This is a genomic window from Shewanella sp. TB7-MNA-CIBAN-0143, from assembly GCF_040310065.1.
Lineage (GTDB): Bacteria > Pseudomonadota > Gammaproteobacteria > Enterobacterales > Shewanellaceae > Shewanella.
The window spans coordinates 97556-123653 of record NZ_JBEOPL010000011.1 but is presented as its reverse complement, the minus strand read 5'-3'; the positions used below and the strand labels follow the sequence as shown (position 1 = coordinate 123653).

Below are 26098 nucleotides of genomic sequence, written 5' to 3'. Positions count from 1 at the left end.
TGTCCTTATGCTAAAGCTAGTGAGTCACGAGTGGAACCGCTAATTACAGGATCGGATGAGCATCGCTAGCGAGCAAACGGCGAGCAATAATCAGGCGCATAATTTCATTAGTGCCTTCTAAAATCTGGTGCACGCGCACATCTCTGAAATGACGTTCTAGAGGGTATTCACGGATATAACCGTAACCGCCGTGAATTTGCAGCGCACCGTCACACACTTGGAAACCTACATCGGTCGCAAAACGTTTCGCCATAGCACAATAAGCACTGGCTTCAGGGTCTTGAGTGTCTAATTTAAAAGCTGCTAAACGTACCATTTGACGGGCAGCCACTAATTCGGTTGCCATGTCAGCCAGTTTAAACTGCAATGCTTGGAATGCCGCCAGCGGTTTACCAAATTGCTTACGCTCATTCATGTATTGAGTTGCGCGAGTCAGTGCAGCTTGCGCGGTGCCAATTGAACAGGTGGCAATGTTAATACGTCCGCCGTCTAGGCCTTTCATCGCAAAGGTAAAACCTTGGCCTTCTTCACCAAGTAAATTGGCAGCCGGTACACGCACGTTTTCAAAACTGATCATTCTTGTTGGCTGTGCGTTCCAGCCCATTTTATCTTCTGCTTTTCCGTAAGTGACGCCTACTGCATCTGCTGGTACGGCAATCGCTGAAATCCCTTTAGGGCCAGATTCACCGGTACGGCACATCACTACGAGTAACTCGGTTTCACCGGCACCAGAGATAAACATTTTTGAACCGGTGATCAAGTAATCATCACCATCACGCACAGCTTTAGTTTGCAATGAAGCGGCATCGCTGCCGGCACCAGGTTCTGTTAAACAGTAAGAGGCTAATAACTGCCCTGTGGTTAAGCCTTCTGACCACTGCTTACGCAAGGTTTCTGTACCCCACGTAGTCACCATCCAGGTTGCCATATTATGAATAGTCAACATTGCTGTGGTGGCTGTACAACCATGGGCTAATTCTTCAAAAATAATTGAAGCGTCTAACCGGGATAAGCCCATGCCGCCTTCTGATTCTGGCGAATACAAAGAACAAAAGCCCAGTTCACCGGCTTTTTGAATAACGTCTTTAGGAAAATGATGCTCTTCGTCCCACTTGGCGGCGAATGGCGCGAGTTCTTCGGCAGCGAATTGACGGGCTAAATCAGCAAACTGACGCTGATCTTCGTTTAAATTAAAATCCATGCTGGACTCCTAATATTGTCTTGGATGACTCTTGGGTCATTTATTGCCTTAGCCGCATACCGCTTTAAGCAGTTAACTCATTACTAGGTGCAATGGGAGGTAAGGTGGTCTTGTTGTTTAGCGAAAAATATTACCGTGACAGCGTCACGGCAATAAACATCATTTCTATTTAAGATCAATACTCATGTTAGGACCGCTAACGGCTTCTGAGTCAAACCAACGGGTGGTGATGGTTTTGGTTTCTGTGCAGAAACGTACCGCTTGCTTGCCGTAGGCGTGTTGGTCACCATAGAAACTGCCTTTCCAACCTGTGAATGAGAAGAATGGTAATGGCACCGGAATTGGCACGTTAATACCCACTTGGCCTACTTCAATTTCATGTTGATATTTACGTGCAGCTCCGCCTGATGCAGTAAAGATTGAGGTACCGTTACCGTAAGGGCTGTTGTTAACCAGTTCGATAGCATCGTCTAAGTTATCCGCTTCCATACAACACAGTACCGGACCAAAAATCTCTTCTTTGTAAATGCTCATGTCGGTGGTGACATTGGTAAACATGGTTGGGCCAACCCAGTTACCCGACTCGTAACCTGCAACGGTGAAATCGGTTCCATCGAGTAAGCAATCAGCACCTTCAGCTTTACCTTGAGCAATCAATTTGAGTACGCGCTCTTTTGCTGCTGGACTGATAACAGGGCCGTAAGCAGCATCTTTGTCATCCCATAAACCAGGACGAACCTTAGCTAACGCGTCTTTTAGTTCAGGGATCCACTCTTTGGCTTTACCGACAAAAATCGCGACTGAAATGGCCATACAACGCTGACCAGCAGCACCCACAGAGGCTCCCACCATGTTATTGATCACTTGCTGCTTGTTCGCATCAGGCATGATCACACAATGGTTTTTAGCACCTGCAAACGCTTGCACACGTTTTAGGTTGTCGGTACCGGTTTTATAAATGTATTGACCAACACCCACAGAGCCTACAAACGAAATCGCTTTAATGGCTGGGTCTCTTAGCAAAATGTCGACTGCTGTTTTGTCGCCATGAATAAGTTGCAACACGCCTTTTGGCGCGCCTGCTTCAACAAATAACTCCACTAAACGCTGTGGCGTCATTGGATCTTGTTCTGACGGTTTTAAAATAAACGTATTACCACAAGCGATAGATAACGGGAACATCCATAATGGGATCATCGCAGGGAAATTAAACGGAGTAATACCGGCACACACACCTAAAGGTTGAGTGTAGCTATAGGTATCGATATTACGAGCAACGTTTTCAACGGTTTCGCCCATCATTAACGAGGCAACACCACAAGCATGTTCAGCAACTTCAATGCCGCGCCATACATCACCTTTAGCATCTTCAAAAGTTTTACCGGTCTCGTGAGCTAAAATAGTTGCTAGTTCATCGTGATGCTCTTTGAGCAAATGTTGATAACGCAACATGACGCGCGCACGTTCAGACACGGGGACTTCTTTCCAGGTTTTAAACGCTTCTTTGGCACTATGAATGGCCTGCTCTACTTCGGCAGTAGTAGCGCAGTTAATTTTAGCAATAACGCTATTATTGGCTGGATTGGTCACATCAATATTGCGATCGCCGCTGCCATAAGTGAATTCGCCATCAATATAATGCTTAACTTGTGTGATCATGTTGTTTTCCTCGATCCTTGAACATCTTATGAGTGAATAACATCACTCGTATTGAGTTACTGCGCAGGTAATGCGATTTATTATGTTTGTCAGTCGCACATATTAAGTGGCTGCGTATACATTTACCTGTGCGGTGGTCTTGTCGAACTTAACTTGTATTGTCTATTTACACTTCTATCGCCATTGCTGTGGCTTCGCCGCCACCAATACATAACGATGCCACGCCGCGCTTAAGGCCGCGTGCTTTTAGGGCATAAATCAATGTGACTAGCAAACGCGCTCCAGAACAACCAATTGGGTGTCCCATTGCACATGCGCCGCCATTAACGTTAACTTTATTGGCATCTAAGCCAAGTTCAGAAATCGCTAACATGGTGACCATGGCAAACGCTTCGTTGATTTCGTATAAATCGACGTCATCTTTGTTCCACTGCACTTTATCGAACAGTTTTTGCATCGCGCCAACCGGTGCGGTAGTGAACATTGACGGTTCTTGTGAATGGGTAGTATGACCTTTAATTGTTGCCATTACGGTTAATCCTAATTCAGCAGCTTTGTCGCGGCTCATTAGCATTAACGCTGCTGCGCCGTCTGATATTGAACTTGAGTTGGCAGCTGTAATTGTGCCGTCTTTGGTAAATGCAGGACGTAATGTCGGGATTTTTTCAGGGCGGGCGTTACCAGGCTGCTCGTCTATCTCAACCGTCACGTCGCCACGACGCGTGCTGATGGTTACAGGCACTACTTCATCTTTAAATGCGCCAGAGTTAATCGCTGCATTGGCTTTTTCCAGCGAACTTAATGCAAAAGCATCCATTTGCTCACGAGTTAAGCCAAAGTCATCTGCCGTTTTTTGGGCAAATGTGCCCATTGCACCACCGGTATAAGCGTCTTCAAGGCCGTCTAAAAACATGTGGTCCATTACTTTGCCGTGGCCCATGCGCATACCGCTGCGCGCTTTGTCGAGTAAATATGGTGCTTGGCTCATGCTTTCCATGCCACCCGCAACCACAACTTGACTGCTACCCGCTTTAATTAAATCGTGCGCTAACATGACGGTTTTCATGCCTGAACCACAAACTTTATTGACTGTTGTTGCACCAACACTTAACGGTAAACCTGCACCTAGAGTCGCTTGGCGAGCAGGCGCTTGGCCCAGACCGGCTGGCAATACACAACCCATCAATACTTCGTCAACAGCATTAACGCTGATCCCCGTTTGGGCGATAAGACCTTTGATAGCGGTTGCTGCTAATACTGGAGAAGCTACCTCAGACAATGCCCCTTGAAACCCACCCATTGGTGTACGTTTCGCGGCAACAATAACGATATCTTGACCTGTTTGCTCTGTACTCATGACCACTCCAATTTACTGCGCTTAAAAAATAACATCAATAATATGGATATCACTTTGACGTTGACGCGAACGTAAAGCAAGTAAAAAATGGTCTAAATGTTGATGTTAATTGATTGGAATTGTCAGTGAAGATTTACACTTGAAGAATGTCACATTTAAATTTGATGTAAGATGTTGTTTTTTATAAGACATATCAATATCTATTTATCAGTAACATGATTGCTGTTGAGTGATTTATTGAGCGTAAAACTTTAGTCTAAGCACAAAGTAGCGTAGTGACTCAATAAACTAAATCGGCACTTAGAGAGGGTTATTGGTCCACTATCACTACTTGATTGCGGCCTTTATCTTTTGCTTGATATAAGCCTAAATCGGCTTGCTTAATAATATCGACAAGTTCATGAGTTTGCGGGGTTAACATAGCGACAGCCACACTAATGGTGAAATTCATTTTAACCTCGTTAAACACAAACTGGTTTGACTCGATACTGGTTCGCAATCGCTCGGCTATGTCAACGGCTTGTGCTTGCTCTGTATCGGGTAAAATAATTAAAAACTCTTCGCCACCTATGCGGCCTAATATATCGTTTTTCTTGAGCCAATTACGTGCACGTCTACCACACGCTTTTATGGCTAAATCACCAACGTCATGGCCATAATGATCATTAATGACTTTAAAGTTATCTATATCGAACATAATAACGGCGAGTGGTCGATGATGTTTTTTAGCCTGATTAAAGCGCTTTTTGCCCTGCTCAAAAGTATGACGTCGATTAGCAATGCCAGTCAGATAATCCGTTTGAGAGCGACGTTTAAATTGTCGGCGAGATTGCCACAAGAAAATGACCAGCACTAATAACACCAAAGCAATTAGCACCGCGATTGCCATTGATAAGTTAGTGATTTTTTGAGTATCGATTTCGGCTTCCAAATTCAGCTTATTGATGGCCAATTGCTTTTCGAGCAGGCGGTTATTAAACTCAGCCACGGTAAGATTATGGTCTAATGATGAATTAACCACATCGTTATTTATGATGTTAGCAAAGTGCTTTTTTTGTAAATCGATGGTATCCAAAAGCTTATTCATGCCCAGATTACTCGACCCATTGGCGTAATCAATAATGGCCGCAATCATCAATTTCAGTTCATTGGAATGGCCGTCATAAGTCGCCGAACCAGAAAATATTTCAGCATACTTAAAAGCTTTATCTGGTTGTTGTTGGCGAAAATAACTCAATGCCAACCATGCATGCGTAGCGTCGACAAAGTATTTTTCTTGGGTTGTATCTTGCACTTCAAGTGCGCGTAAAAAATGATCTATACCTTCTTGAAATAAACCTTGAGCCCAACAGCTAATACCCGTATTAAATTGATAGAAAAAATCAAAATCAGCAAACTCTGGCGATTGCTCTACCAGTTGCTGCATTTGGGCTAAATGAGCTTTATTTTCCCCCCACAAGGCCAATTTAATCGATTCGCCCACCATGTTATGCAACATATTAAACATGTCTTGTTTATCTTGGGCTTGCTCCCAAAAGTCATAGGCTTTGTTAAAGTATTCGTAGGCTTTACGGTTTAAACCATTGTCACGATAGATAGCAGCCGTGGCATTGAATATCATCGCTTGACGACTCAGTCCTAATTGATGCTGTTGTGCTAACGCTAAAGCTTCATTTAACCTTTTGAGACCTTCGCCAAAATCACTTGGTTTATTATGGCAATACGCACTTTGCGCTAACACTTCGGCCAAGATATCAACGTTTCCAAGCTGACGGGCTAATGTAATCGCCACTTCACGATCTGGGCAATAAATTTGGGTGTCGTTAGTTTGAAGGTAAAGTATGAATGAGCGTTCGAGATAGCTTTTGACCAGTTCTTTGCTAAGAGGATGTGGTGTAAGTAATTTAATGGCATGGCTATAGCTGTTAATTGCAGCAACAAGATCACTGTTAACTTCTTGCTCTATTGCCAGTAAATGCAATAACTGGCCTTGCTGTTCAATCGGCCATTGAGCACTTTGTGGTAGCTGTTGTTGTAAAAAGTCAATGCGTTGTTGTGATGAGCTTAATGTGGCTAACTGTTGTTTGATATCAGTAATTTTTGTGCTATCAGTAATTTTTGTGCTATCAGTAATTTCTGTGCTAACGGTATTGTTGCTAACAGTATTGTTGCTAACAGTATTGTTGCTAACATTGGCGCCATTCATAATAGTGCCATTAGCGTCACTAAAAATGTCACCGGCCCCCCAAGTAGTTAGCGGCCAGCTTACTGCACACACCAATAATATCATCAACTTGGTTTTAACCATTTAACCTCGACCTTACAATAAAAACATCTAAGTTTAACAATAGCTTTTATCGAAACGAAGTCAACGTTAAAACGCCGGTATAACTATATTCAAGTTTACTTTTTACTTTCCCATGGTGTTTTCGCATTCATGTCAGACAAGTCATATGGCGTTAACTGGTAAACATAATAATTAAGCCAATTACTGACTAACAAGCTGCCATGACTATGCCAACGAACAATAGTATCTTGTGTTGGGTCATCTTGTCGGTAATAGTTTTGCGGAATATCTGGCTTGAGGCCTTCGCCAACATCGCGCACATATTCTTCATTCAAGGTGTCTTTTTGATATTCAGGGTGGCCCATAACAAACACATTATGATTATCACGACTGAGTACAATATACGCGCCAGCCTCGTCTGATTCAGCCAACACTTCTAAATCTGGATGTTGACGAATTTGTTCAATATCCATTTCAGCAAATCGTGAGTGCGGTGCAAAAAACTCATCATCAAAACCGCGCAATAGTGGGTGTGGGTCGCTGGTTCTTCGATGATTAAATACACCTGAACGTTTATTCGCTAATAACTGACGATGTAAATCATAAAGATGATACAAACCAGCATGAGCTGCCCAACACAAAAACAGTACTGAAGTGACATGTTGTTGTGACCAGTCAATAATTTCGCGAATGTGGTCCCAATACACCACATCTTTAAAATCAATTTTTCCTAACGGTGCACCTGTAATAATCAAACCATCGTAATTGTTATTTCTAATGTCTTCAAAATCACGATAAAAAGTATTCATGTGATCCACTGATGTATGCTTTGATTCCTTATCATGAATGCGTAATAAATCGACCCCAACTTGCAAGGGCGTATTGCCCAGTAATCGCAACAACTGGGTTTCAGTTTCGATTTTATTAGGCATTAGATTCAAGATTAATACCCGCATTGGACGAATGTCCTGATTAGCAGCTCGGGTTTCAGACATCACAAAGATATTTTCTGACTCTAAAATACCTGCTGCAGGCAGGTTATCTGGAATTCGAACCGGCATACGTCTCACCTTTAGATTAATTAAACACATGTACCTGATTAACCAACGTTCGGTTAACCAACCAGCCTTTTCACAATAACGTTAATGTCTGTTATGTCACAGTTTCAACATTCAGTTTAGCGCTAAAAACAGCGGTCATCATCGATTGTCAAATGTCGTTTGCAAACATAACTAACCTACTCACCCAGCCTAAACCGCGACAGAATGGCTTATTGCTAACGTTAATATCGGTCAATCTGTTAGATAACCATCATACACTTGGATGGCTAGAAGTCTACACGTCTCAAGTTGAATTTTTTTCTTACTTGTTATCAACTGATGTTATTTCTATTATGAGTCATTATTTTTGATGAGATGAATCATGTCTACAGCGACAGCGATGATTATTGGCGCCAGCTCTCAACTGAGCCAAGCCTTAGCCAGACAGTTATCTGCACAGCAAGTTTCGCTGGTGCTTTTTGTTAACGACCCTGAATCACTTAACGAGTTTAGTCAAAGTCTGCCTGGCGATGTCAGTGTATATCCGTTAGTAATTAATCAACCTGACACACTAATAGCACAGCTGAATGCCGCTTGGAGCAAACATAATGGCGCCCATTTGGTGATTGTTAATACCGGTGTTAATGACTACGATTCTACCCTGCCTTGGGCAATTGATAAGCACACTATCGATATTAACGTAATGGGCTTTGCTGCGGCAAATAACTGTATTTTTAAATTAATGTGCGAGCAAGGTTACGGCCAACTAGCCGCCATTAACTCAATAGCCGGTCAACGTGGAGGGCCTAATGTGGCTTATCATGCCTCCAAAGCCTTTGCTGAAAATTACCTGCAAGGCTTGAGTATGCATGCACAACGATTAAAGCTGCCTATTACCATTAGTGATATTCAATTAGGGTTATTTGATAAAGCCGTTCATTTGAATACACAATTGCTGTTGTCGCCTCTCGATAAAGTGGCTACACAAATCATCTCAGCCTTGCAAAAAGGTAAACGCCGAGTGTATGTCACTAAACGCTGGCGCATTGTCGCGTGGATAAATCGTTTATTACCAGAGTACATTTACAATACTCGCCATTGGAAACCGCGTAAAAAGTCTCCATAAGTGCCATCAACAAAAACAGGAACCCGTAGGTTCCTGTTTAATATGTTCGTTTTTCGCTAACGTATTCTACCCTAGCTTAATAAGTATAACCGACGCTGATCATGTAAACCCAAGGATCAATGTCTGTATCAACCACAACATGATCTGCCCCCATATCAAAGCTCACATCCGTTGCAATTTGAGCATACCAAACAGACGCATTAACCAACCATTTCTTATCAATTTGATAATCAAGCCCAACTTGAGCCGCCACGCCCCAAGAGTTCGATAGGCTCAAATTATCTAAGCCAAGATCTTTCGCCTCTTGAGTAAATTCACTGTCATAAAAGTTGGTAAAGTTAATCCCTAAACCAATATAGGGACGTAAAGCAGACTGTGAATCGCCAAAGTAATATTGTGCGACCAGTGTTGGAGGTAATTGCTTTGAGTCAGCAATTTTACCGAGTTCACCCAGTGACACATCGTGACTAAAAGGCGATGCCGCTAATAATTCAATGCCGATATTATCAGTTAGCATATAACCAAAATTTAGCCCTAATTGGACATCGTTATCTACGCTAAATTCAGCAATATTTGCGACTACAGGGCTTGACTCATTTGGAGCAACCATTGCCACACCAGCACGAACAATAATATCTCCTGCTTGATGGGCCGCAGCACCAAATGAAAAACCAGCAGTTAATAAAGAAGCAGCAACTAAACTTAGGGTAATTTTCTTATTCATTTTTTAACACTCCTTGGCAATGACAACTAGATGCAATTCTGTGCATCCTTAACATTTGCGGTTAACCTACTGAAGTTAATCGTTAACATCATTGATTCAGATCAACAAAACAGCAGTACCCCTATAGAGGTACCTAATTAGATCTCAGACACATGATTTAGATCACAAAGTGAGGCGGTAAAGAGATGAAAGATGTATTTAACAGTTAGGTTTTGTGAGGTTGAACAGGTGAATTATTATTGATGATTAATCTGTTACAGATAGTTTGCAGTAATGCATTAACCATCCCTTTTGGGACACGCGATGGTTAAAAATAGCTTTGTCACGCTTTGGGTTTGGACTTAATGACAAGTCAAACAAACAGCCTAAACCAAACACACTCGTCACCTGTAATTGAAACTCAGCTATTGTATGGTCATCAGAGGGGACTAATTTAACCCCAATAGCCGTTTGTTTTTCTGGCCAAAATGACATGGCATCAACACAAGAACTATAGGGCATATCACCATTTCTAAGATGCATTCTGGCTTGGTTTTTCGCCGACCATGGCAGACCTATCTGCTTAACGAGTAAAGCTTCAATCGCCTGGTCTTCTGCAGAAGATGGGGTGTTATCACACCAGTAAATGACATCAATGTCGTTTAAGGGCTGTGAGGTCATGCTGTGCAAATTATCCCAGATCAAATTGCGTATAAAACCCGCACTAATTAACCAATCTGTGATCCCTTGTTGTTGCATCACTTTCTGACACGTCATTAAGGCTGCCATTCTAAGTTCATCTTGTTGTAACCACTGCCACAACAAGAACAATGGCTTAGCCTGCCCATGTTGCAACTGATCAATGGCCACTTGGTTTAACAGGGGCGGATTTAACTGGTGCTGATTAAACAAGGTTTGATTACGTCGCGTCATGCTGTTGTTCTGGCGCGGCATCAGCAAATGCAGGTAACTTATGGCACTCATCCCAAATTCTGACAATATTAGGATACGCAGCAAGCTCTAAATTAAAGCGTTTGGCATTATACACTTGCGGGATCAGACAAATATCGGCCAGCGAAGGCGTATCACCAAAGCAGAAACGTCCAGAATATCGGCTTAACTGCTGTTCTAAAGCAGCAAAACCAAGGTGTATCCAATGGTGATACCAACGCATCTTATCAGCTTCTGATACACCCATTTCCTTAACTAAATATTGTAATACTCGAAGATTATCTAAAGGATGAATTTCACATGCTATGGCTTGAGCCATGCTGCGAACAATAGCTCGCTGCTCAACATTGCTGGGAAGTAGCGGTTGCTGAGGGTGTTTTTCGTCGAGGTATTCTATAATGGCTAACGATTGCGATAAGTTAATCTCGCCTGACTCATTATTGTCGATAAACGTCGGCACAAGATCCGAGGGGTTGAGTTGATGGTAAGCCTCAGAATGTTGCTCACCACCATTATTAACCAAATGAACTGAAATATGTTCAGCCGTTAACTGCTTTAAATTTAACGCAATACGCACGCGATATGCCGCACTTGAACGCCAGTAGCCATAGAGTTTCATGTCAATTCCCTTACTTTTGTTTTATTCAGCCTAATAAAAAAGCAATAACGATTTACCGCTATTGCCTTTATATTTCGATTTACATCGCTTTCAAAATATTAAGCTTTGTATTCAACCACTTTTTGATCGATAGAACCAAAGATGCTCACACCGTTATCATCAAACATTTCAATGCGAACAGTGTCGCCAAAATGCATAAAGGGTGTTGAGGCTTTACCGTCGGCAATGATTTCAAGCATGCGCTTTTCCGCTAAACAGCTTGAACCTGCACTGCGATCGTAGTTAGAAATAGTACCAGAACCAATAATTGCACCTGCGCCTAATGGACGTGTTTTAGCCACGTGCTCTACTAACTGGCTAAAGTTAAACGTCATGTCGACGCCGGCATTCGGGCGACCAAATAGTTCACTGTTTAAATGAGTCACTAACGGCAAATGTACTTTGCTGTCTTGCCATTTATCACCTAACTCGTCTGGGGTAATCGCAATGGGCGAAAATGCACTAGATGGCTTAGATTGGAAAAAACCAAACCCTTTACCTAATTCACCAGGGATTAAGTTACGCAGTGATACGTCGTTAACTAACATCAATAATTTGATGTGCTTAGTTGCATCTTCGCTGTTAACACCCATGGCAACATCATCAGTCACAATAGCAATTTCTGATTCGAAATCGATACCGTATTCTTCGCTGGCCATTTGAATATCCGCTTTAGGGGCGATAAAGCTGTCAGAACCACCTTGATACACTAAAGGATCAGTCCAAAACGATGCAGGCATTTCAGCGCCACGTGCTTTGCGTACTAACTCAACATGGTTAACATACGCACTGCCATCGGCCCATTGGTAGGCTCGTGGTAAAGGTGATAAACAACGTGCTTCATCAAAATCTACTGCATTGTCCATCTGACCGGCGTTTAGTGCTTCATACAACTCATTGAGTTGTGGGTATAACAAATCCCAAGCATCTAATAATTGCTGCATAGTATGGGCAATAGCGGGTACCGCGACTGTTTTGGTCAAATCTTTACTGACTAACATCAATTGGCCGTCGCGACGTCCGTTGTGATAACTTGCAAGTTTCATTACTGCTCCTAAATTCTGGGTGAGATCTGCGTCCTACTTGAGACAAGACTCTCAATCTAACCATAGAAATAACCGATCGAGACGGAAAATCCTATAGTAGGTACCAAATCACATTTTTGTGGTGCTAATCGTGATTTGTAAATTATTCGTTACAAAACATAAAAGGCCACGTCAGCACTGATTGTCAGCGTTAAAATGACCAAAATGCCAGCGCTTGGCTGGCATTAAATCGTTACATTACTTTTTCTTACTAATACTGTAATCACGCAACTTGTTAGCAATAGCGGTGTGAGACACACCTAACTTTTTGGCTAATTGGCGTGTACTTGGGTACGCGGGATATAACCGACGTAATAAACTGGCTTCATACTCTTTCATCGCCTCGTCTAACGTGCCCTCAAACTCTTCATCGAAATAACCAAATCCTTCGGCATATGAAGGTAATTTAAGTTGTTCCACAGTCAATTCTGTTGAGCCATCCCACATTGATACCGCTCTAAAAATTGCATTTTTCAATTGGCGCACATTACCCGGCCATGCGTAGGTAAATAGGTAATCGCGACAACTTGCCGATATACGCCTTAAGGGACTCGATAACTGCTGACTATAATGCTCTAAAAACATCTCAGTTAATGGAATCACATCCACACGACGCTCACGCAGTGATGGCATGTGATAACTTAAAACATGGATTCGATAATACAAATCTTCTCTAAACTCACCAGATTGGCAAAGTTCAGCTAAGTGTTTTTGGGTTGAACAAATAATTCGTACATCGGCGCGCACTTCTTCATCGCCACCAATCCGTCTAAAAGTCCCGTCTTGTAATAAACGCAATAATTTAACTTGTGCGGTTTTAGACATCTCGGCTATTTCATCAAGAAACACCGTACCGCCTTTTGCTTCTTCAAACAGACCACGTTTAACGACTGTGCCATTACTGACAAAGCCAAACAACTCTTCTTCAGCAACACTATCAGGCAAAGCGGCACAGTTAATCGCGATAAAAGGATGTTCGCGGCGCATGCTGGCGTCATGACTAGCACGAGCCATCAACTCTTTACCTGTTCCCGTTTCACCGGTGATGAGTAACGGTGCATCAAGTTGCGCCATACGTTTGGCTTGCTTGAGTATGTCTTTCATTTTGTCGCTGATAGCCAATACATTATCAAAGCCAGTAGTTTGATTTTGCAGGGCATTAAACTGTTTACCCACTCTAGCGGGTGATTTTAGCGAAATAACCGCACCCGCTAAAATGGTTTTATCATCATCATCGGGTAAGTAAATTGGCAGCATTTCAGCCAAATACTCGCTCGAGTTAATTTGTACTCGTGTGGCTTGCGCCAACACAGGTATTTCACTCATCCAACGAGCAAAGTTAAATCCTTGCACCCAATGATTAAGTGACTCACCCACCACTTCATGCTCAGCCATACCAAGCGTCAATAAAGCCGACTCATTGGCTATGCGGATCCGCCCTTTCGCGTCTGTTGAAAACACCGAATCGGGTAAGGTTTTTAGTAAGGTTTTTAGGGCGTAATGTTCTTGCTCTGAAGGCATAAAAGATACGGTACGGACATCATGCACACTTTCGACTTTACGAATTTGTGGCATAAGCTCACGTAAGGTTTCGAAACTGATTTCTGCAAACTGCAAAAACAGGAAACCTTTATTACTGGCATCAATGGCAATTAAGTTAATACCATGTTTTTCAAGCACGACGAGGATGTCTTTCGCTAAACCCACGCGATCGATACAGCTGACTTCCAAACGCATAATGTAACGATTCCCTATTTATTAATGTTTTATTGCGGAAATTTGGCATTACGTTAGAGGGATATAGCTTCGGTGGCAAGTGAAGTTTACAGTAGAATTGTAACAGAGAAACTATTTCAGCACATTACGTTAACGTAACATGCTGAAATGGATGGCGATAGTAACTAGTCTAACAACTGGTCGGTCTTGGCAGCCATAATGAAATCGTTTTTGTGTAACCCTTTAATTGAGTGTGACCACCACGTCACTGTGACTTTGCCCCATTCGGTTAAGATACCTGGGTGATGGAACTCTGCTTCAGCTAAATCGGCCAACTTATTGGTAAAGGCCATCGCTAACTTAAAGTTTTTAAATTTATATACCCGCTCTAACTGCATAATGCCGTCACGAACTTCAACGCCCCAATCAGGGATCATACCGACAAGCTCTGCTAACTCTGCATCCGTTACTTTTGGTGCATCTGCTTGGCATGCTTCACACTTCATCTCGGTTAATGCGTTCATTTGTACTCCTTGGCTTAATTAAATAGTGTCTCACTTGCAGGTTGTTGAGCTAACTTATTGGTTGCTCATCTGCAATAAATCGTTAACTGGCTTTGACTTTTAGAGCAAATTTAGGCTCAAACATGCCTAAATGACGTGCTTTTGTCACCATGCTCATAATATCCATACGGGCAATTTCGTCTAAATAGTCAATATGATCGATAACATAATAAATAGGTTGCATGATATCAATACGATACGGTGTGCGCAGTACGTCGAGTAAATCAAACGGCTTACGTTCAGGGCTGTCACTTAATGCATACATGGTTTCACCCGGTGAACTTAAAATGCCGCCGCCGTATATTTGCAGTGATTCATTTTTCGCCTGAACCAAACCGAACTCAATAGTAAACCAATATAATCGCGCCAGAAACACGCGCTCTTCTTTTGATGCCGCCAGCCCTAACTGGCCATACATATGTGAAAAATGCCCAAATGATGGATTGGTTAATAACGGACAATGGCCAAATATCTCATGAAAAATGTCAGGTTCTTGCAGGTAATCAAACTCTTCTTTGCTGCGAATAAACGTCGCGACTGGAAACTCTTTATTGGCCAGTAACTCAAAGAAACGCCCAAATGAAATCAGTGCAGGCACTGCAGCAGTTTTCCAACCCGTTGCATCAAGTAACACTTTATCGATTTCAGGCAATTGTGGAATGCGATCAACTGACATGCCTAATGCATCTAAGCCTTGTAAATAGGCTTGGCATGCGCGGCCCGGCATATTCGTCACTTGGCGCTGATACAATTGTTGCCATAATTGATTCTCATGCTCTGAGTAATCAATGTAACCTTGGGCATCAGGTTGGTGTGCAATATACTTTGTTGCTGTACTCATAGGTTCCACTTTACGTCAACTTCACTCCCTACATAGTGTGCTAAGGGTGATGTTTTGTTAACTCCTTCACAGTTTATTGTCTTGCCATAATGTAGTGCTAATCGTAAACAAATAAATACAACTACTGATTTAGCTTTCACTCAGCGCCCATTTTTATAACTACTTTTGACTCACTTTATAGGAAAGCTGACCGGTATTAATTTGAACGTGCCATCAATAATTTAAATGGCAATTGAACTGTGATAATTTACAATACATGAGAGGCTATTTATCTAACTGATCGGATAAAAGTTGATCGCCAAAAATCAACCAGCCCTATAACTTGACTCATTAATTCACAGGACGATTAAACTATGACAATTTTGGTAACCGGCGGCGCAGGCTATATTGGTACACATACCGTAGTAGAGCTATTAAAGGCCGGACAGAAAGTGGTCATCGTAGACAATCTATCAAACTCAAGTGTTGAAGCGTTGGCTCGAGTTAGAACCATTACCGGTAAAGATGTCACATTTTATCAAGGCGACATTCTAAACAAAGCCTTACTGCAAAAAGTTTTTGCAGATCACAGCATCGAATCCGTCATTCATTTTGCAGGATTAAAAGCTGTCGGTGAATCGGTCGAAAAACCATTGAAATATTACGAAAACAACGTCACCGGTTCCATCATTTTATGCCAAGTCATGGCTGAAAATAACGTCAAAAACTTAGTTTTTAGCTCATCTGCCACGGTTTACGGCGATCCCGCTAGCTTACCCATTAAAGAAGATTTTCCTACTGGCGCAACCAACCCTTATGGCCAGTCAAAATTGATGGTTGAGAATATTTTAGCTGACTTGCATAACTCGGATAACAGTTGGAATATAGCTCGTTTACGTTACTTTAATCCAGTCGGCGCTCACGAAAGTGGCTTGATTGGCGAAGACCCTAACGATATTCCTAATAACTTGATGCCATTTATTGCCCAAGTTGCTGTTGGTAAACGCCAACAATTAAGCGTTTTTGGTGATGATTACAACACACCAGATGGCACAGGCGTACGTGATTATATTCATGTTGTTGATTTAGCTATGGGTCACTTGCAAGCACTTAAAAAGCTGCAAACTAAACCTGGGCTGGTGACTTATAACCTCGGAACGGGCATAGGCTACAGCGTGTTAGACATGGTCAAGGCATTTGAAAAAGCTTGTGGCAAAACCATTGCTTATCAAATTAGTCCTCGCCGCCCTGGTGATATTGCAGCCTGTTATGCCGACCCAAGCTTTGCCGCTACAGAATTGGATTGGCGTGCAACCCATACCGTTGAAGATATGGCAAATAGCAGTTGGAAATGGCAATCAAATAATCCTGATGGTTACAATACCAACGCCATTAATTAGGTGATCTATCAGAGTCACTCAGTTTTTTCAGTTTGAGGCGCATTGTTGAAAGAATGGTTATTCCCTTATGGAACAATGTAACAAAAAATGGAAAGCCTGAGTGGCTCCCGCAGGACGAGTTTATGCACCTACTATGCTGCTTAATAGTATTTTGACGTACGACTGCATGGTCTATTTTTTTCTATAAAAAATAAGACATTGCAACCATCCATGGCGGCAAGATGCACGAGATAGAGCAACGTAGGAGCTGTTGCCGAGAGCAACTATGCCTACAATCCTATTGCTCGCCTAGAAGAATTGCTTGCCTAGAAGAATTACTTGCCTAGAAGATGCCGATTCTCTTTGAATGACCAGATAATTATTGGAATTGGTATGAATTGCCAAGCGCTTAACAATTTTGTGCTGCAGTTAATGCTAATATTGATTGCAGCAAATATATTTAAGCTCAATTGGAACCGAAATGAACCAAGGTATTAATCAAAGTCGCCGTAATCTATTTAGTCGCAGAAAATCCAATGTTACCCGCCCGCCGTGGAGCAAAACGGATCAGGAATTTACTGACAATTGCACACGCTGTGACAAGTGTATTACCGCCTGCGAAACCCAAATAATTAAACGCGGTGAAGGTGGTTTTCCTGAAATAGATTTCACTAAAGATGAATGTACCTTCTGTAAGCAATGCGTTGATGTGTGCCCAGAGCCTGTATTTGATCGCGACCAATCCTTACCTTGGTCAATTACGGCTACGATAAAAGATAACTGTTTAACCCATGAAGGGGTTTGGTGTCAGAGCTGTAAAGATGCCTGCGACCCTCGCGCAATTAGCTTTATTATGGCAATAGGACAAGTGCCTAAACCCATGATAGATACTGAGGCCTGTACTGGTTGTGGTGCTTGTGTGTCTCCTTGCCCCGCGGATGCGATACTCATTGGCAATTCAAACTGATTTATCCTCCAAAATGTAGAAAGATGTTATAAATACAGTCAGCGATTTTAGTGTTGTTTATCAACCTATCACGTTATATTACCGACATAATACCAACTTAAGAGCACTAAGATGTTTCGTCAAAAGCAACCGGCTAATCCACTCAGTTTTATCGCCCAAGAATGCCATTTAACCGGTAAACTCATTTTTAGTGGTGATGTCCTAATTGCAGGTCATGTGAGTGGTGACATCAAAGCGCAGGGCAATGTAACCATTGAAACTAATGGCACTGTCGATGGTGATATTTTATGTCGCGAGTTAATGATTGCTGGCCAATTAGCAGGTAAAGCGCGTTGTAAAAAAATCACCCTCCATGAGCAAGGGATTTTTGAAGGCGATGCTTATTGTGAAAATATTGAAATTTTAGATGGTGGCCAGTTTTTAGGTTATCGTCACAGAGAGCCTCTTACGAGTACTTCCTCAGAAAGTTAATCTGGTTTTTTAGCTGCTGTTTTACCTGCCTTATAGCGCGGGCAAGAATCATCTATCTTTAACCAACTAACCTGCTCGTCAGTGTGTATATGATAAGTCGGTCGTACTAGGTTTGGTTGGTCTAAAGAGGTTATCGACAATGAAGTGTATTATGGATAATCTAAATGTCGGTAAGTCAATGAACAGCCAAAGCACTGACAAAAACCACGTCGACTGTTATCTGAAGAGGCAAATTCAGTCACCGGTCCTTGTAACCACTGCACTTTGTCTGTATGAAAATCCATCCAGCTCATGACTACCGCACCAACGCTTTTACGACATTGATTACAATGGCAATGATCGGCTTCAAATGGCATACCGTTAACGTGATAACGTATCGCTCCACATAAACAACCGCCTTGTAATGCCATTTGAACACCTGCTACTTGATTGTTAGTCGTGTCATTCGATATCTGTCGCAGATGTTGTGTGCTGCTGAGTTTGTAGTTGGGCTTGCTGTTGCCATTGACGCAACAAAGTCACAAACTCTTTCGGTTCTCGATCTAAATTATCAATCGATAAATACACATGGTAACCCAATTGCTCGTTTAACGTTTGACAGCGATGACCAAACATTGCCAATACCCCACGGTAACGTTCACCATTGACCACTAGCGGCGTAAATTCAGCCCCCAAATAACCTTCTAAACTTTGTAAATCTTCATCTTGGGTGGCCGCAGTCATGAGTAATGGCCGCTGTTCGGTCAGTAAACCAGTGGCAAGACGGGGTGAAATACAGTCTAAAATGGGATTAATCTGTTTAAGCTTAACGCCAATATAAGGTAGCTCAATCAACTGCAAGTTTTGATTTACTCGGGCACAATCGACTCGTTGAATGTTATGCCATTCAATAAACACTTGGCCGCGGCGATGAAAAAATGCCACACCTGCAGCAGTTAGCTTAAAACTAACCGCCGGCTGATGCACTTTAGCGACACCTAAAATGAGTGCCACTGAGCCTAATGCAAAGAACAACATTCCTACGGCAAAAAAACCGTTAAGGCCGATAAAAATAATCAAGCTAGCCGTTAAACTAATGGCACCAACCACCGTTAAGGTTATGCCATTTCGTTTGGCAAAAGGGCTAATTAGTAACTCATCATTGACCACGGTTTGTCCTTTAAACTAAATATAATAAATAAGGTTTTTAATATCGCTTTACGTCTTTTAGCTAATACATTTAATCAGCAGTCATACCTTTAATATTAAGCCACAGCATGCCAACATATTCATGGATAGATTTTTGCGAAGCTAGCAGTTGATCTGCATCTAAACGCCACCAGAAACCTTGATGTGCAATAAAATCACTCGGTGCAGGCTGGGGTTGCATCCCTAATGAGGTGAATATCATCATCGCCCGCGGCATATGAGTTGCTGAAGTGACTAATCGAAATGGCTGCTGACCAATTCGCTGTTGTAAAGCATAGGCCTCTTCAATGGTGTCTTTGGGTTCATTAAAAGCCACAATACTGGCTTTGGGGATCCCTAACTCTTCTGCAGCTTGAGCCATAATGGTCGCATGAGCTGTCTTCAGATATCCGCCACTCCAACCACTCACAATTAAAGTGCATTGCTGTCCCAACCTAAACTGACGAACGCCTTCGGTTAAACGAGCCAGTGCTGTTGATGATAGTTGCTGCACTGCAGTATGGCCTTGTTGCTCACGATTGCCTGAACCTAATACCATCACAACACAAGAACCAGCAATCGGTTGATGATTAACGTTATGCTGTGATTCTAATGAATCTGCTAAAAAATAGCTCACTTGCGATTGGCTTGTTAATGTTAGCACCACGATAGCGGTAACCAAGAGCACTCGGCCAAATTGCAGTAACGTTACACGATTCGTTCGCCATAAAATGGCAGCCAGAACGAACAACATTATGCTAAAAGGAATTGGCATCACCAATTGTGACAACAGTTTTTTAAGCCAAAACATTAATTATTCACTTCGTTTATCATTATTGCGGCTAGTTTATCGTTATCGAGCACTAAAACAAACTCAAAACAAAAACGGCACCTTTAAGTGCCGTTTAATCTACTGTAATACTTAATGTATTTGCATATCGAGTAAGAAGTGATTACTTCTCGTCTTTGCCCCACAACCATGCTGCACCGCGAACACCAGATGATGCACCAAACTTATTTTTAACCACTTGGGTACCACATTCACGGCCAACAACATATTTGGGTAACACTTTAGGTAATTCAGTATAAATAGCTTCAATATTAGAGACGCCGCCGCCAAGTACAATCATGTCTGGGTCCATCATATTAATCACGTGTGCGAGTGAACGCGCTAAGCGATCGATATAACGTTCAAATGCGGCTGTGGCTAACGGATCGCCTTGTTGCATCATCTCAGAAATTTGAATACCGCTAGTGGCATCACCACCCGCTTCACGAAAATCACGAACAAAGCCTGTGCCAGAAATAAAGGTTTCAATACAGTCACGATTACCACAAAAACAAGTAGTGGTATTAAACTCATCTGCTGTCATCCACGGTAATGGGTTATGTCCCCACTCTCCGCCAATGCCATTACCGCCGCCATGGACACGACCGTTAATCGCAACACCTGCACCACAACCGGTACCAATAATGCCGCCAAATACAACCCCTTTACCAGCAGCTGCGCCATCAACGGCTTCTGATACTGCAAAACAGTTCGCATCATTAGCTACACGTACTTCACGGCTTAATACTTCACTTAAATCTTTATCCAGCGGATGACCGTTAATCCAGGTTGAATTAGAGTTTTTTACCAAGCCAGTAAACGGTGACACAACACCTGGAATGCCAACCCCAACAGAGCCGGTTTGGCCCGTTGCTGATTCTGCATCAGCCACTAAGCTGACAATGGCTTCAATGGTACCAGGATAGTTTTTTGGCGTTGGAATGCGCTTTCTGAAAATTTCAGATCCATCATCGGCTAAAGCCACTATTTCAATTTTTGTACCACCGAGATCGACGCCCATGCGCATCATAACTTGTCACTCCATTTGCTTATTATTAATTGGGGTTCCATATTGGGCTTGCAAGAGCTGATAACGATTAGCGCTATTTGCGTGCAAACCATGCCGATGAAGCAGCAATAAAATACGGATTTAAAATATTTTCTTTTTGGTTGTATTGCAGCGGTGTAAGCGCTGGATATTCAACAACCTGACCACCAGCACTTTCTAATACTGCTTGCGCTGCGGCGGTATCCCATTCACTGGTTAGGCCTAATCTTGGATACACATCTGCTTGCCCTTCGGCCACCATACAAAATTTTAATGAACTGCCGACACTTAACATTTGGTGTTCGCCAATAGTCTGTAAATAAGCGGCAACATCAGGGCTTACGTGAGAGCGGCTTCCGACTACAATAGGTGGCGATTGCAATGCTCTGTCACGAATATCTAATAACGATATTTGTCCGTTATATTCAAGCCATGCCCCTTGATCAACAATGCCGCTATAACATTTGTCTAATACTGGTGCATATACCACACCGGCAATGGCTTTACCTTGGTGAATAAGGGCGATGTTGACGGTAAATTCGCCATTGCGTTTAATAAATTCTTTGGTGCCATCTAGCGGATCGATCAACCAATACGTTTGCCACGTTTGTCGCTCTGCCCAGCTGATATCAGCCGCTTCTTCACTCATTACAGCAATATCAGCAAAATGCTGTTTAAGGCCAGCGACAATCACATTATGGCTGGCAATATCGGCTGCAGTAACAGGGCTATCGTCTTGTTTAACCTCAATCTGCAAATCAGTTTGAGCATAAACCTGCATAATCGCAGTACCTGCATCTTTAGCAATGGCGACTACCTGTTCTAGCTCAGCTAGAGAAAATGTAATGTTCGACAAATCAATTCCTTAAAATCTATAACGGCTTCAATACCATTAAGGTGCATTTGCTCCATTATGCCATTGTTGACATCATAAATTTATATAATCATTTGATCGCACTTAAACCAAAACACTCTGATCATGCCATTACATGCTTACAACATACTGACAACACCTCTAAACTTGCTCGATACTAAGCTAAACCACTCACCACTCAAAGCAAACAGTGCATCTTTGCATTCGTATTCAGTTAAAAATCAACATCATAAAATGACACTATTAGCTGGGATATCACAGTAAAAAACCATCGTCACTCACAGTGCTAGCTGATGATTATTGACTACATAAAACAAAATCCACTGTTAAAGCGCTGAGTCTAGTGACATAATTTCTGGTGCTATTTTGCCTAAGGTAACGTCAACACTGCCATCAATTGTTTCGCATCCAGCACCTGTTTTAGGTGATTTAGCACATTCATATACACGCACGTAATCCACTAACATCGACTGCGGAAAAATCGACTCATCGATACCGGTTTTATTCACGTTCGCGGCCCATGCGCCACCCACAGCAAGATTAAGTAACATGTGAAATGGCTGATTAAACGGTGCATCATAAGGTGCGTTGACCACATCACCATTATCATCGACATACTGGCTAAACCAACCCGATGCTCGTTGAGTGGCAAAATGAACATCATCGACATACCAACGGATTTCACCTTGTTGCCATTCAACAGCATACACATGGAAGTCGTCTGCAGGATTGAGGTCATGTGGTAAACGATATTCTGTGCCCGTATAAACATTGTTGGGCCATTGTTTACCGTAATGTAATGTGCCATGTACTGCAGACTCTGGCGCCTTATCGTCGGTAACAACCTTAAGGTTTACGGCCTCCATAATGTCTATTTCACCTGATCCAGCCCAAGGACCGTATACCCAATCTGTCGGTAACATCCATATCGCCGGCCAAGTCCCCTGACCTTGCGGTAATTTGGCGCGAATTTCAAAACGGCCGTATTTCCAATCACCTTTGTTTTTCGATACTAAACGAGCAGAGGTGTAATCTAATGTTTTCGATGTATCGTTTACGTCATAGCTTGGATCAGAATCATTTACTGCAGGCCCAGAAAAAGTTTCTCTTAATGCCGTAATCGCTAACAAACCATCACTAACTGCAGTATTTTCAGGCCGTGCGGTATAACACTGAGCCTCATCATTGCCACCACCATAACAATCAACGGCAAAGCTCCACCTAGCAGTGTCTATTTGGTTACCCTCAAACTCATCTTGCCAAACCAGTTGCCAACCTGATCCTGCGGTATTGGGTATCACTGTATCTGTTGCTTGTTCTGTTACATCATCAGCATTACAGCCAGACAGAAATATGACCGACAAAGTTAACGCAGTTAAGCAGGATACAAATGAATGATGCTTATTGAGCTTGTTCATTTTTGTCCTTATCCATTTATCGTTCTCTCTTTGCCGCACGCAGTAGTAAAACAACAAGCGTCGACAACCATTACTATTTAAAATTGAGTTTAACTAGCCCTATCTAATGACTCAGATAGGGCTAATTCGCTTTTAATTAGTTACATTGTATGGTGTTTTCTGCTGATGCTGCTTGAATGACCACATCACTAAAACGAATTTCCACTGCCGCGTCGGTGGCAAGGTAAAATGGCATCACAATTTTAGCAAAATCCATTGGTTCATCAGCAAAACATGCCAATGAAAAGCTTAAACGTTGCCATTCACCTAATTGAGTATTCACCTGCTTGGCAATATCTATTTGCTTACGACAATCACCTTCACATGCCATACCTAGCCATAACGGCTTTTGCAGTGCTTGTGTTGCATTAATACTCACTGATAACGTGGCATCACTATTACTGTAAGCCCTTAAATCACGAGGGAAATTACTAATTAACCCGACAGTGCCCAGCTCATTACCATTAAAAGATACCAAGCGCGCATCTTCTTGAACCACACGATCCATAGTACGAATGGTTAATGCGCTATTTTGCGCTACGCTACTGGTTAACCCTTGGCGCTCAGAAGCGTTAGCGATGAACATTGACCAAGGCGATTTCACTGCGCGCTCAAATAAAGGTAAATCTTCTAGTGTTTGAGTTGCAGCTAAATTGTCTTCCGACAAATTATCTAACACAACCGCATCACTGGCAGTAGATTGGTAAGTTAAGCCATAGCCATAAGGTATAAGCGGCTGATAATCAGCTTGTGCTTGTTTAGTGTTGTATTGGGCTAATGGCACATTAATCTGAGTTTGCTGAGGTGTCGCAGGCCATGAGAATGACAATTTACCGACAAAATCATGAGCAACTTTGCCATCAGCCTGAGTAAATAACACATCTGCAACGCCTTGCCCTTCAGAACCCGGTAACCAGGCTGCGACAAATGCATCAGAGCTGTTGAACTCAGCATTAACCCACATAGGACGGCCACTAATAAACACAGATACCACTGGAATACCTTGCGCTGTTAACTTCTGCAATAAAGCAAGATCACGCTTGTCTCCACGTTGATATTCTAAGTTATCAATGTCGCCGTTACCTTCTGCATACGGCTCTTCACCAAACACAACAATCGCAACATCTGGCTTTTGCTGTGGTTCAAATTCACCCGCAACACTTAATGTTGTTGTACCACCAGCTTGAGTGACCAATTTATCAATACCAGCGTAAATTGACGTAGCACCAGGAAAATCACTATTTTGGTTATCAGTACCCTGCCACGTAATGGTCCAGCCACCCGATTGTTTACCGATATTATCCGCGGCATCACCTGCAACCAACACCTTTGCATTAGGCGCTAAAGGTAATAAACCTTGATTGTTTTTAAGCAGTACTAAAGATTCACGAACGGCTTGACGTGCCACCTCACGGTGACTTGCTTGGCCAATTAATTCAGTTTTACCCGATAACGGCCGATTGGCAGGGCTAGGTTTGTCAAACAAACCTGCACGGAACTTAACCCGTAAAATACGTTTAACCGCATCATCAATACGCGCTTGGCTTATTTCACCATTATTCACCTGTGCAATGGTGTTTTCATATAACGGTTTCCAAGCGGCAGTTGGCACCATAAAGATATCTAAACCGGCATTGACGGCTTGCGCACACGACTCATTAGTACAATTTTCGATTTGTCCGTGACCGTTCCAATCACCCACAACAAAACCATCGAAATTTAATTTATCTTTAAGTACATCGGTTAACAGATATTTATTGCCATGATTTTTAACCCCATGCCAGCTATTAAATGATGCCATAACACTTTGTGCCCCAGCATTGAGTCCCCCCACATAGCCTTGTGCATGTATGTCATATAAGTCTTGTTCGCTGGCAATATTATCGCCTTGATCGATGCCATTTTCAGTGCCGCCATCGCCTAAAAAGTGCTTAACGGTTGAAATTACATGTTGATCAGATAAAAAGTCACCATTAACAGAACCTTGCAGGCCCTCAACGATGGCGTAAGAATAGGCTTTGACGATTTGTGGGTCTTCTGAATAACCTTCATAAGTTCGACCCCAGCGATCGTCTCTCACTACGGCAACTGTGGGTGCAAATACCCAATCGATACCGGTCACCATCACTTCTTTTGCCGTGATAGCGGCTATCTTTTCAATTAACTTAGGGTTATTAGCCGCCCCTAAACCAATGTTATGCGGGAACAAAGTCGCGCCGATAACATTGTTATGACCGTGTACGGCATCGGTGCCCCACATGGTTGGAATATTAATCCCATCAACACTGTCATCGACCGATGCTTGATACAAAGATTCCGCCAGTGCAATCCAATCTGCAGGCGTAGCATGTTTGTCATTGTTAGGGTATGCACCACCACCATTGAGATACGAGCCAAAACCATATTTACGCATATCTTCAACGGTAATATCGCGAATTTCAGGTTGGATCATTTGCGCGACTTTTTGATCTATAGTCATTTTAGCCACTAACGCATCAATTTTGGCTTCTAAAGCATCATCTTTGGCGATAGCAGGCTTAAGATCCGGCCAAATGGCTAATGACGACTTAGCTGCTGTATCACCAACCATGGCTGGGGTAACTGCAGTTTTTTTATCTTGTTGAGTGGCGTTGTTGTTCTCGCCGCACCCACTTAAGCCAAGCAATACGCCTAAGGCTATCAAGCTTGTTTTTGTCGGTGTGCTGACTTTATGCATGCACTGTAATTGAGTTAATCTCAT

22 protein-coding genes and 1 pseudogene are annotated in these 26098 nt (G+C 42.5%); 4 read left to right on the top strand and 19 right to left on the bottom strand.

The annotated features are described in order from the left end of the window. Positions 1-43 precede the first annotated feature (43 nt). From AAEY97_RS10900 to metA, 5 genes are all read right to left on the bottom strand, one after another. Positions 44-1201, bottom strand: coding sequence for an acyl-CoA dehydrogenase family protein (locus tag AAEY97_RS10900; protein ID WP_101086691.1), 1158 nt, complete (start codon positions 1199-1201; stop codon positions 44-46). 165 nt (positions 1202-1366) lie between these two features. Continuing rightward, positions 1367-2860 carry a CoA-acylating methylmalonate-semialdehyde dehydrogenase gene (locus AAEY97_RS10895; RefSeq protein WP_162023462.1) on the bottom strand — a complete coding sequence of 498 codons (1494 nt, stop codon included), beginning with the start codon at positions 2858-2860 and terminating at the stop codon, positions 1367-1369. Between the two features lie 166 nt (positions 2861-3026). Next, positions 3027-4217 carry a thiolase family protein gene (locus AAEY97_RS10890; protein WP_182744703.1) on the bottom strand — a complete coding sequence of 397 codons (1191 nt, stop codon included), beginning with the start codon at positions 4215-4217 and terminating at the stop codon, positions 3027-3029. A gap of 310 nt (positions 4218-4527) precedes the next feature. Then, on the bottom strand, positions 4528-6525 hold the full coding sequence (locus AAEY97_RS10885; protein ID WP_350998809.1) for a diguanylate cyclase: 1998 nt from the start codon (positions 6523-6525) through the stop codon (positions 4528-4530). A 95-nt stretch (positions 6526-6620) separates the two neighbouring features. Next, on the bottom strand, positions 6621-7565 hold the full coding sequence (gene metA / locus AAEY97_RS10880; protein WP_101086687.1) for a homoserine O-acetyltransferase MetA: 945 nt from the start codon (positions 7563-7565) through the stop codon (positions 6621-6623). Positions 7566-7926: 361 nt separating this feature from the next. Here metA and AAEY97_RS10875 point away from each other — a divergent pair, with 361 nt between their 5' ends. After that, positions 7927-8670, top strand: coding sequence for an SDR family NAD(P)-dependent oxidoreductase (locus AAEY97_RS10875; RefSeq protein WP_101086686.1), 744 nt, complete (start codon positions 7927-7929; stop codon positions 8668-8670). Positions 8671-8746: 76 nt separating this feature from the next. Here the strand turns inward: AAEY97_RS10875 and ompW are convergent, their stop codons facing one another. The 7 genes from ompW to phhA all read right to left on the bottom strand — a co-directional run bounded on the left by ompW (position 8747) and on the right by phhA (position 15187). Beyond that, positions 8747-9394: an outer membrane protein OmpW gene (gene ompW, locus AAEY97_RS10870; protein ID WP_101086685.1), complete on the bottom strand. Its 648-nt coding sequence runs from the start codon at positions 9392-9394 to the stop codon at positions 8747-8749. 246 nt (positions 9395-9640) lie between these two features. Beyond that, positions 9641-10306: a nucleotidyltransferase family protein gene (locus AAEY97_RS10865; protein WP_350998804.1), complete on the bottom strand. Its 666-nt coding sequence runs from the start codon at positions 10304-10306 to the stop codon at positions 9641-9643. Beyond that, positions 10293-10943: a maleylacetoacetate isomerase gene (maiA, locus tag AAEY97_RS10860; RefSeq protein ID WP_350998801.1), complete on the bottom strand. Its 651-nt coding sequence runs from the start codon at positions 10941-10943 to the stop codon at positions 10293-10295. Before maiA ends, AAEY97_RS10865 begins: the two co-directional genes overlap by 14 nt. Positions 10944-11041: 98 nt before the next feature. Beyond that, positions 11042-12028 (bottom strand): fumarylacetoacetate hydrolase family protein, encoded by a 987-nt coding sequence (locus tag AAEY97_RS10855; RefSeq protein WP_102037636.1) that lies wholly within the window; start codon positions 12026-12028, stop codon positions 11042-11044. Positions 12029-12265: 237 nt separating this feature from the next. Continuing rightward, the gene (tyrR, locus tag AAEY97_RS10850) at positions 12266-13804 is read right to left on the bottom strand and encodes a transcriptional regulator TyrR (protein WP_011636804.1); all 1539 of its coding nucleotides are present in this window, start codon (positions 13802-13804) and stop codon (positions 12266-12268) included. A 164-nt stretch (positions 13805-13968) separates the two neighbouring features. Continuing rightward, a complete protein-coding gene (locus tag AAEY97_RS10845) occupies positions 13969-14307 on the bottom strand; it encodes a 4a-hydroxytetrahydrobiopterin dehydratase (RefSeq protein WP_059747329.1) in 339 nt (112 codons plus the stop codon). An 82-nt stretch (positions 14308-14389) separates the two neighbouring features. Further along, complete coding sequence (gene phhA / locus AAEY97_RS10840) at positions 14390-15187, bottom strand: phenylalanine 4-monooxygenase (RefSeq protein WP_101086680.1); 798 nt, start codon at positions 15185-15187, stop codon at positions 14390-14392. 353 nt (positions 15188-15540) lie between these two features. On the opposite strand from phhA, the gene galE reads away from it, so the two are divergent. The 3 genes from galE to AAEY97_RS10825 all read left to right on the top strand — a co-directional run bounded on the left by galE (position 15541) and on the right by AAEY97_RS10825 (position 17983). Continuing rightward, the gene (gene galE / locus AAEY97_RS10835; protein WP_162023469.1) at positions 15541-16566 is read left to right on the top strand and encodes a UDP-glucose 4-epimerase GalE; all 1026 of its coding nucleotides are present in this window, start codon (positions 15541-15543) and stop codon (positions 16564-16566) included. A gap of 460 nt (positions 16567-17026) precedes the next feature. Further along, entirely contained in the window at positions 17027-17512 is a 486-nt protein-coding gene (napF, locus tag AAEY97_RS10830; RefSeq protein ID WP_335691403.1) for a ferredoxin-type protein NapF, read from the top strand. Between the two features lie 111 nt (positions 17513-17623). Then, positions 17624-17983, top strand: coding sequence for a bactofilin family protein (locus tag AAEY97_RS10825; RefSeq protein WP_335691401.1), 360 nt, complete (start codon positions 17624-17626; stop codon positions 17981-17983). Here the strand turns inward: AAEY97_RS10825 and AAEY97_RS10820 are convergent. The 7 genes and pseudogenes from AAEY97_RS10820 to AAEY97_RS10790 all read right to left on the bottom strand — a co-directional run bounded on the left by AAEY97_RS10820 (position 17980) and on the right by AAEY97_RS10790 (position 26074). Continuing rightward, positions 17980-18393 (bottom strand): annotated as a pseudogene (locus tag AAEY97_RS10820) (GFA family protein). The gene AAEY97_RS10825 and the pseudogene AAEY97_RS10820 overlap by 4 nt on opposite strands. Before the next feature lie 31 nt (positions 18394-18424). Beyond that, a complete protein-coding gene (locus tag AAEY97_RS10815) occupies positions 18425-19132 on the bottom strand; it encodes a DUF2982 domain-containing protein (RefSeq protein WP_350998798.1) in 708 nt (235 codons plus the stop codon). A 70-nt stretch (positions 19133-19202) separates the two neighbouring features. Next, positions 19203-19961 (bottom strand): ElyC/SanA/YdcF family protein, encoded by a 759-nt coding sequence (locus AAEY97_RS10810; RefSeq protein ID WP_350998795.1) that lies wholly within the window; start codon positions 19959-19961, stop codon positions 19203-19205. A gap of 142 nt (positions 19962-20103) precedes the next feature. Beyond that, entirely contained in the window at positions 20104-21009 is a 906-nt protein-coding gene (mak, locus tag AAEY97_RS10805) for a fructokinase (protein WP_101086673.1), read from the bottom strand. Between the two features lie 73 nt (positions 21010-21082). Further along, positions 21083-21883 carry a 3'(2'),5'-bisphosphate nucleotidase CysQ gene (gene cysQ, locus AAEY97_RS10800; protein WP_182744530.1) on the bottom strand — a complete coding sequence of 267 codons (801 nt, stop codon included), beginning with the start codon at positions 21881-21883 and terminating at the stop codon, positions 21083-21085. A 344-nt stretch (positions 21884-22227) separates the two neighbouring features. Continuing rightward, complete coding sequence (locus AAEY97_RS10795) at positions 22228-23319, bottom strand: glycoside hydrolase family 16 protein (protein WP_350998791.1); 1092 nt, start codon at positions 23317-23319, stop codon at positions 22228-22230. Between the two features lie 136 nt (positions 23320-23455). Beyond that, positions 23456-26074: a glycoside hydrolase family 3 protein gene (locus AAEY97_RS10790; protein ID WP_502959455.1), complete on the bottom strand. Its 2619-nt coding sequence runs from the start codon at positions 26072-26074 to the stop codon at positions 23456-23458. Between the last annotated feature and the right edge of the window lie 24 nt (positions 26075-26098).

Excerpts from the sequence above, each read along its gene's own strand:
- AAEY97_RS10890 (WP_182744703.1), bottom strand. The coding sequence starts at position 4,217 with ATGAGTACAGAGCAAACAGGTCAAGATATCGTTATTGTTGCCGCGAAA.
- AAEY97_RS10845 (WP_059747329.1), bottom strand. The coding sequence starts at position 14,307 with ATGAACGCATTAACCGAGATGAAGTGTGAAGCATGCCAAGCAGATGCA.
- tyrR (WP_011636804.1), bottom strand. The coding sequence starts at position 13,804 with ATGCGTTTGGAAGTCAGCTGTATCGATCGCGTGGGTTTAGCGAAAGAC.
- phhA (WP_101086680.1), bottom strand. The coding sequence starts at position 15,187 with ATGAGTACAGCAACAAAGTATATTGCACACCAACCTGATGCCCAAGGT.
- AAEY97_RS10855 (WP_102037636.1), bottom strand. The coding sequence starts at position 12,028 with ATGAAACTTGCAAGTTATCACAACGGACGTCGCGACGGCCAATTGATG.
- AAEY97_RS10865 (WP_350998804.1), bottom strand. The coding sequence starts at position 10,306 with ATGACGCGACGTAATCAAACCTTGTTTAATCAGCACCAGTTAAATCCG.
- napF (WP_335691403.1), top strand. The coding sequence starts at position 17,027 with ATGAACCAAGGTATTAATCAAAGTCGCCGTAATCTATTTAGTCGCAGA.
- AAEY97_RS10810 (WP_350998795.1), bottom strand. The coding sequence starts at position 19,961 with ATGTTTTGGCTTAAAAAACTGTTGTCACAATTGGTGATGCCAATTCCT.
- AAEY97_RS10875 (WP_101086686.1), top strand. The coding sequence starts at position 7,927 with ATGTCTACAGCGACAGCGATGATTATTGGCGCCAGCTCTCAACTGAGC.
- AAEY97_RS10885 (WP_350998809.1), bottom strand. The coding sequence starts at position 6,525 with ATGGTTAAAACCAAGTTGATGATATTATTGGTGTGTGCAGTAAGCTGG.
- AAEY97_RS10895 (WP_162023462.1), bottom strand. The coding sequence starts at position 2,860 with ATGATCACACAAGTTAAGCATTATATTGATGGCGAATTCACTTATGGC.
- AAEY97_RS10790 (WP_502959455.1), bottom strand. The coding sequence starts at position 26,074 with ATGCATAAAGTCAGCACACCGACAAAAACAAGCTTGATAGCCTTAGGC.
- mak (WP_101086673.1), bottom strand. The coding sequence starts at position 21,009 with ATGATGCGCATGGGCGTCGATCTCGGTGGTACAAAAATTGAAATAGTG.
- AAEY97_RS10825 (WP_335691401.1), top strand. The coding sequence starts at position 17,624 with ATGTTTCGTCAAAAGCAACCGGCTAATCCACTCAGTTTTATCGCCCAA.
- AAEY97_RS10900 (WP_101086691.1), bottom strand. The coding sequence starts at position 1,201 with ATGGATTTTAATTTAAACGAAGATCAGCGTCAGTTTGCTGATTTAGCC.
- ompW (WP_101086685.1), bottom strand. The coding sequence starts at position 9,394 with ATGAATAAGAAAATTACCCTAAGTTTAGTTGCTGCTTCTTTATTAACT.
- galE (WP_162023469.1), top strand. The coding sequence starts at position 15,541 with ATGACAATTTTGGTAACCGGCGGCGCAGGCTATATTGGTACACATACC.
- maiA (WP_350998801.1), bottom strand. The coding sequence starts at position 10,943 with ATGAAACTCTATGGCTACTGGCGTTCAAGTGCGGCATATCGCGTGCGT.
- metA (WP_101086687.1), bottom strand. The coding sequence starts at position 7,565 with ATGCCGGTTCGAATTCCAGATAACCTGCCTGCAGCAGGTATTTTAGAG.
- AAEY97_RS10795 (WP_350998791.1), bottom strand. The coding sequence starts at position 23,319 with ATGAACAAGCTCAATAAGCATCATTCATTTGTATCCTGCTTAACTGCG.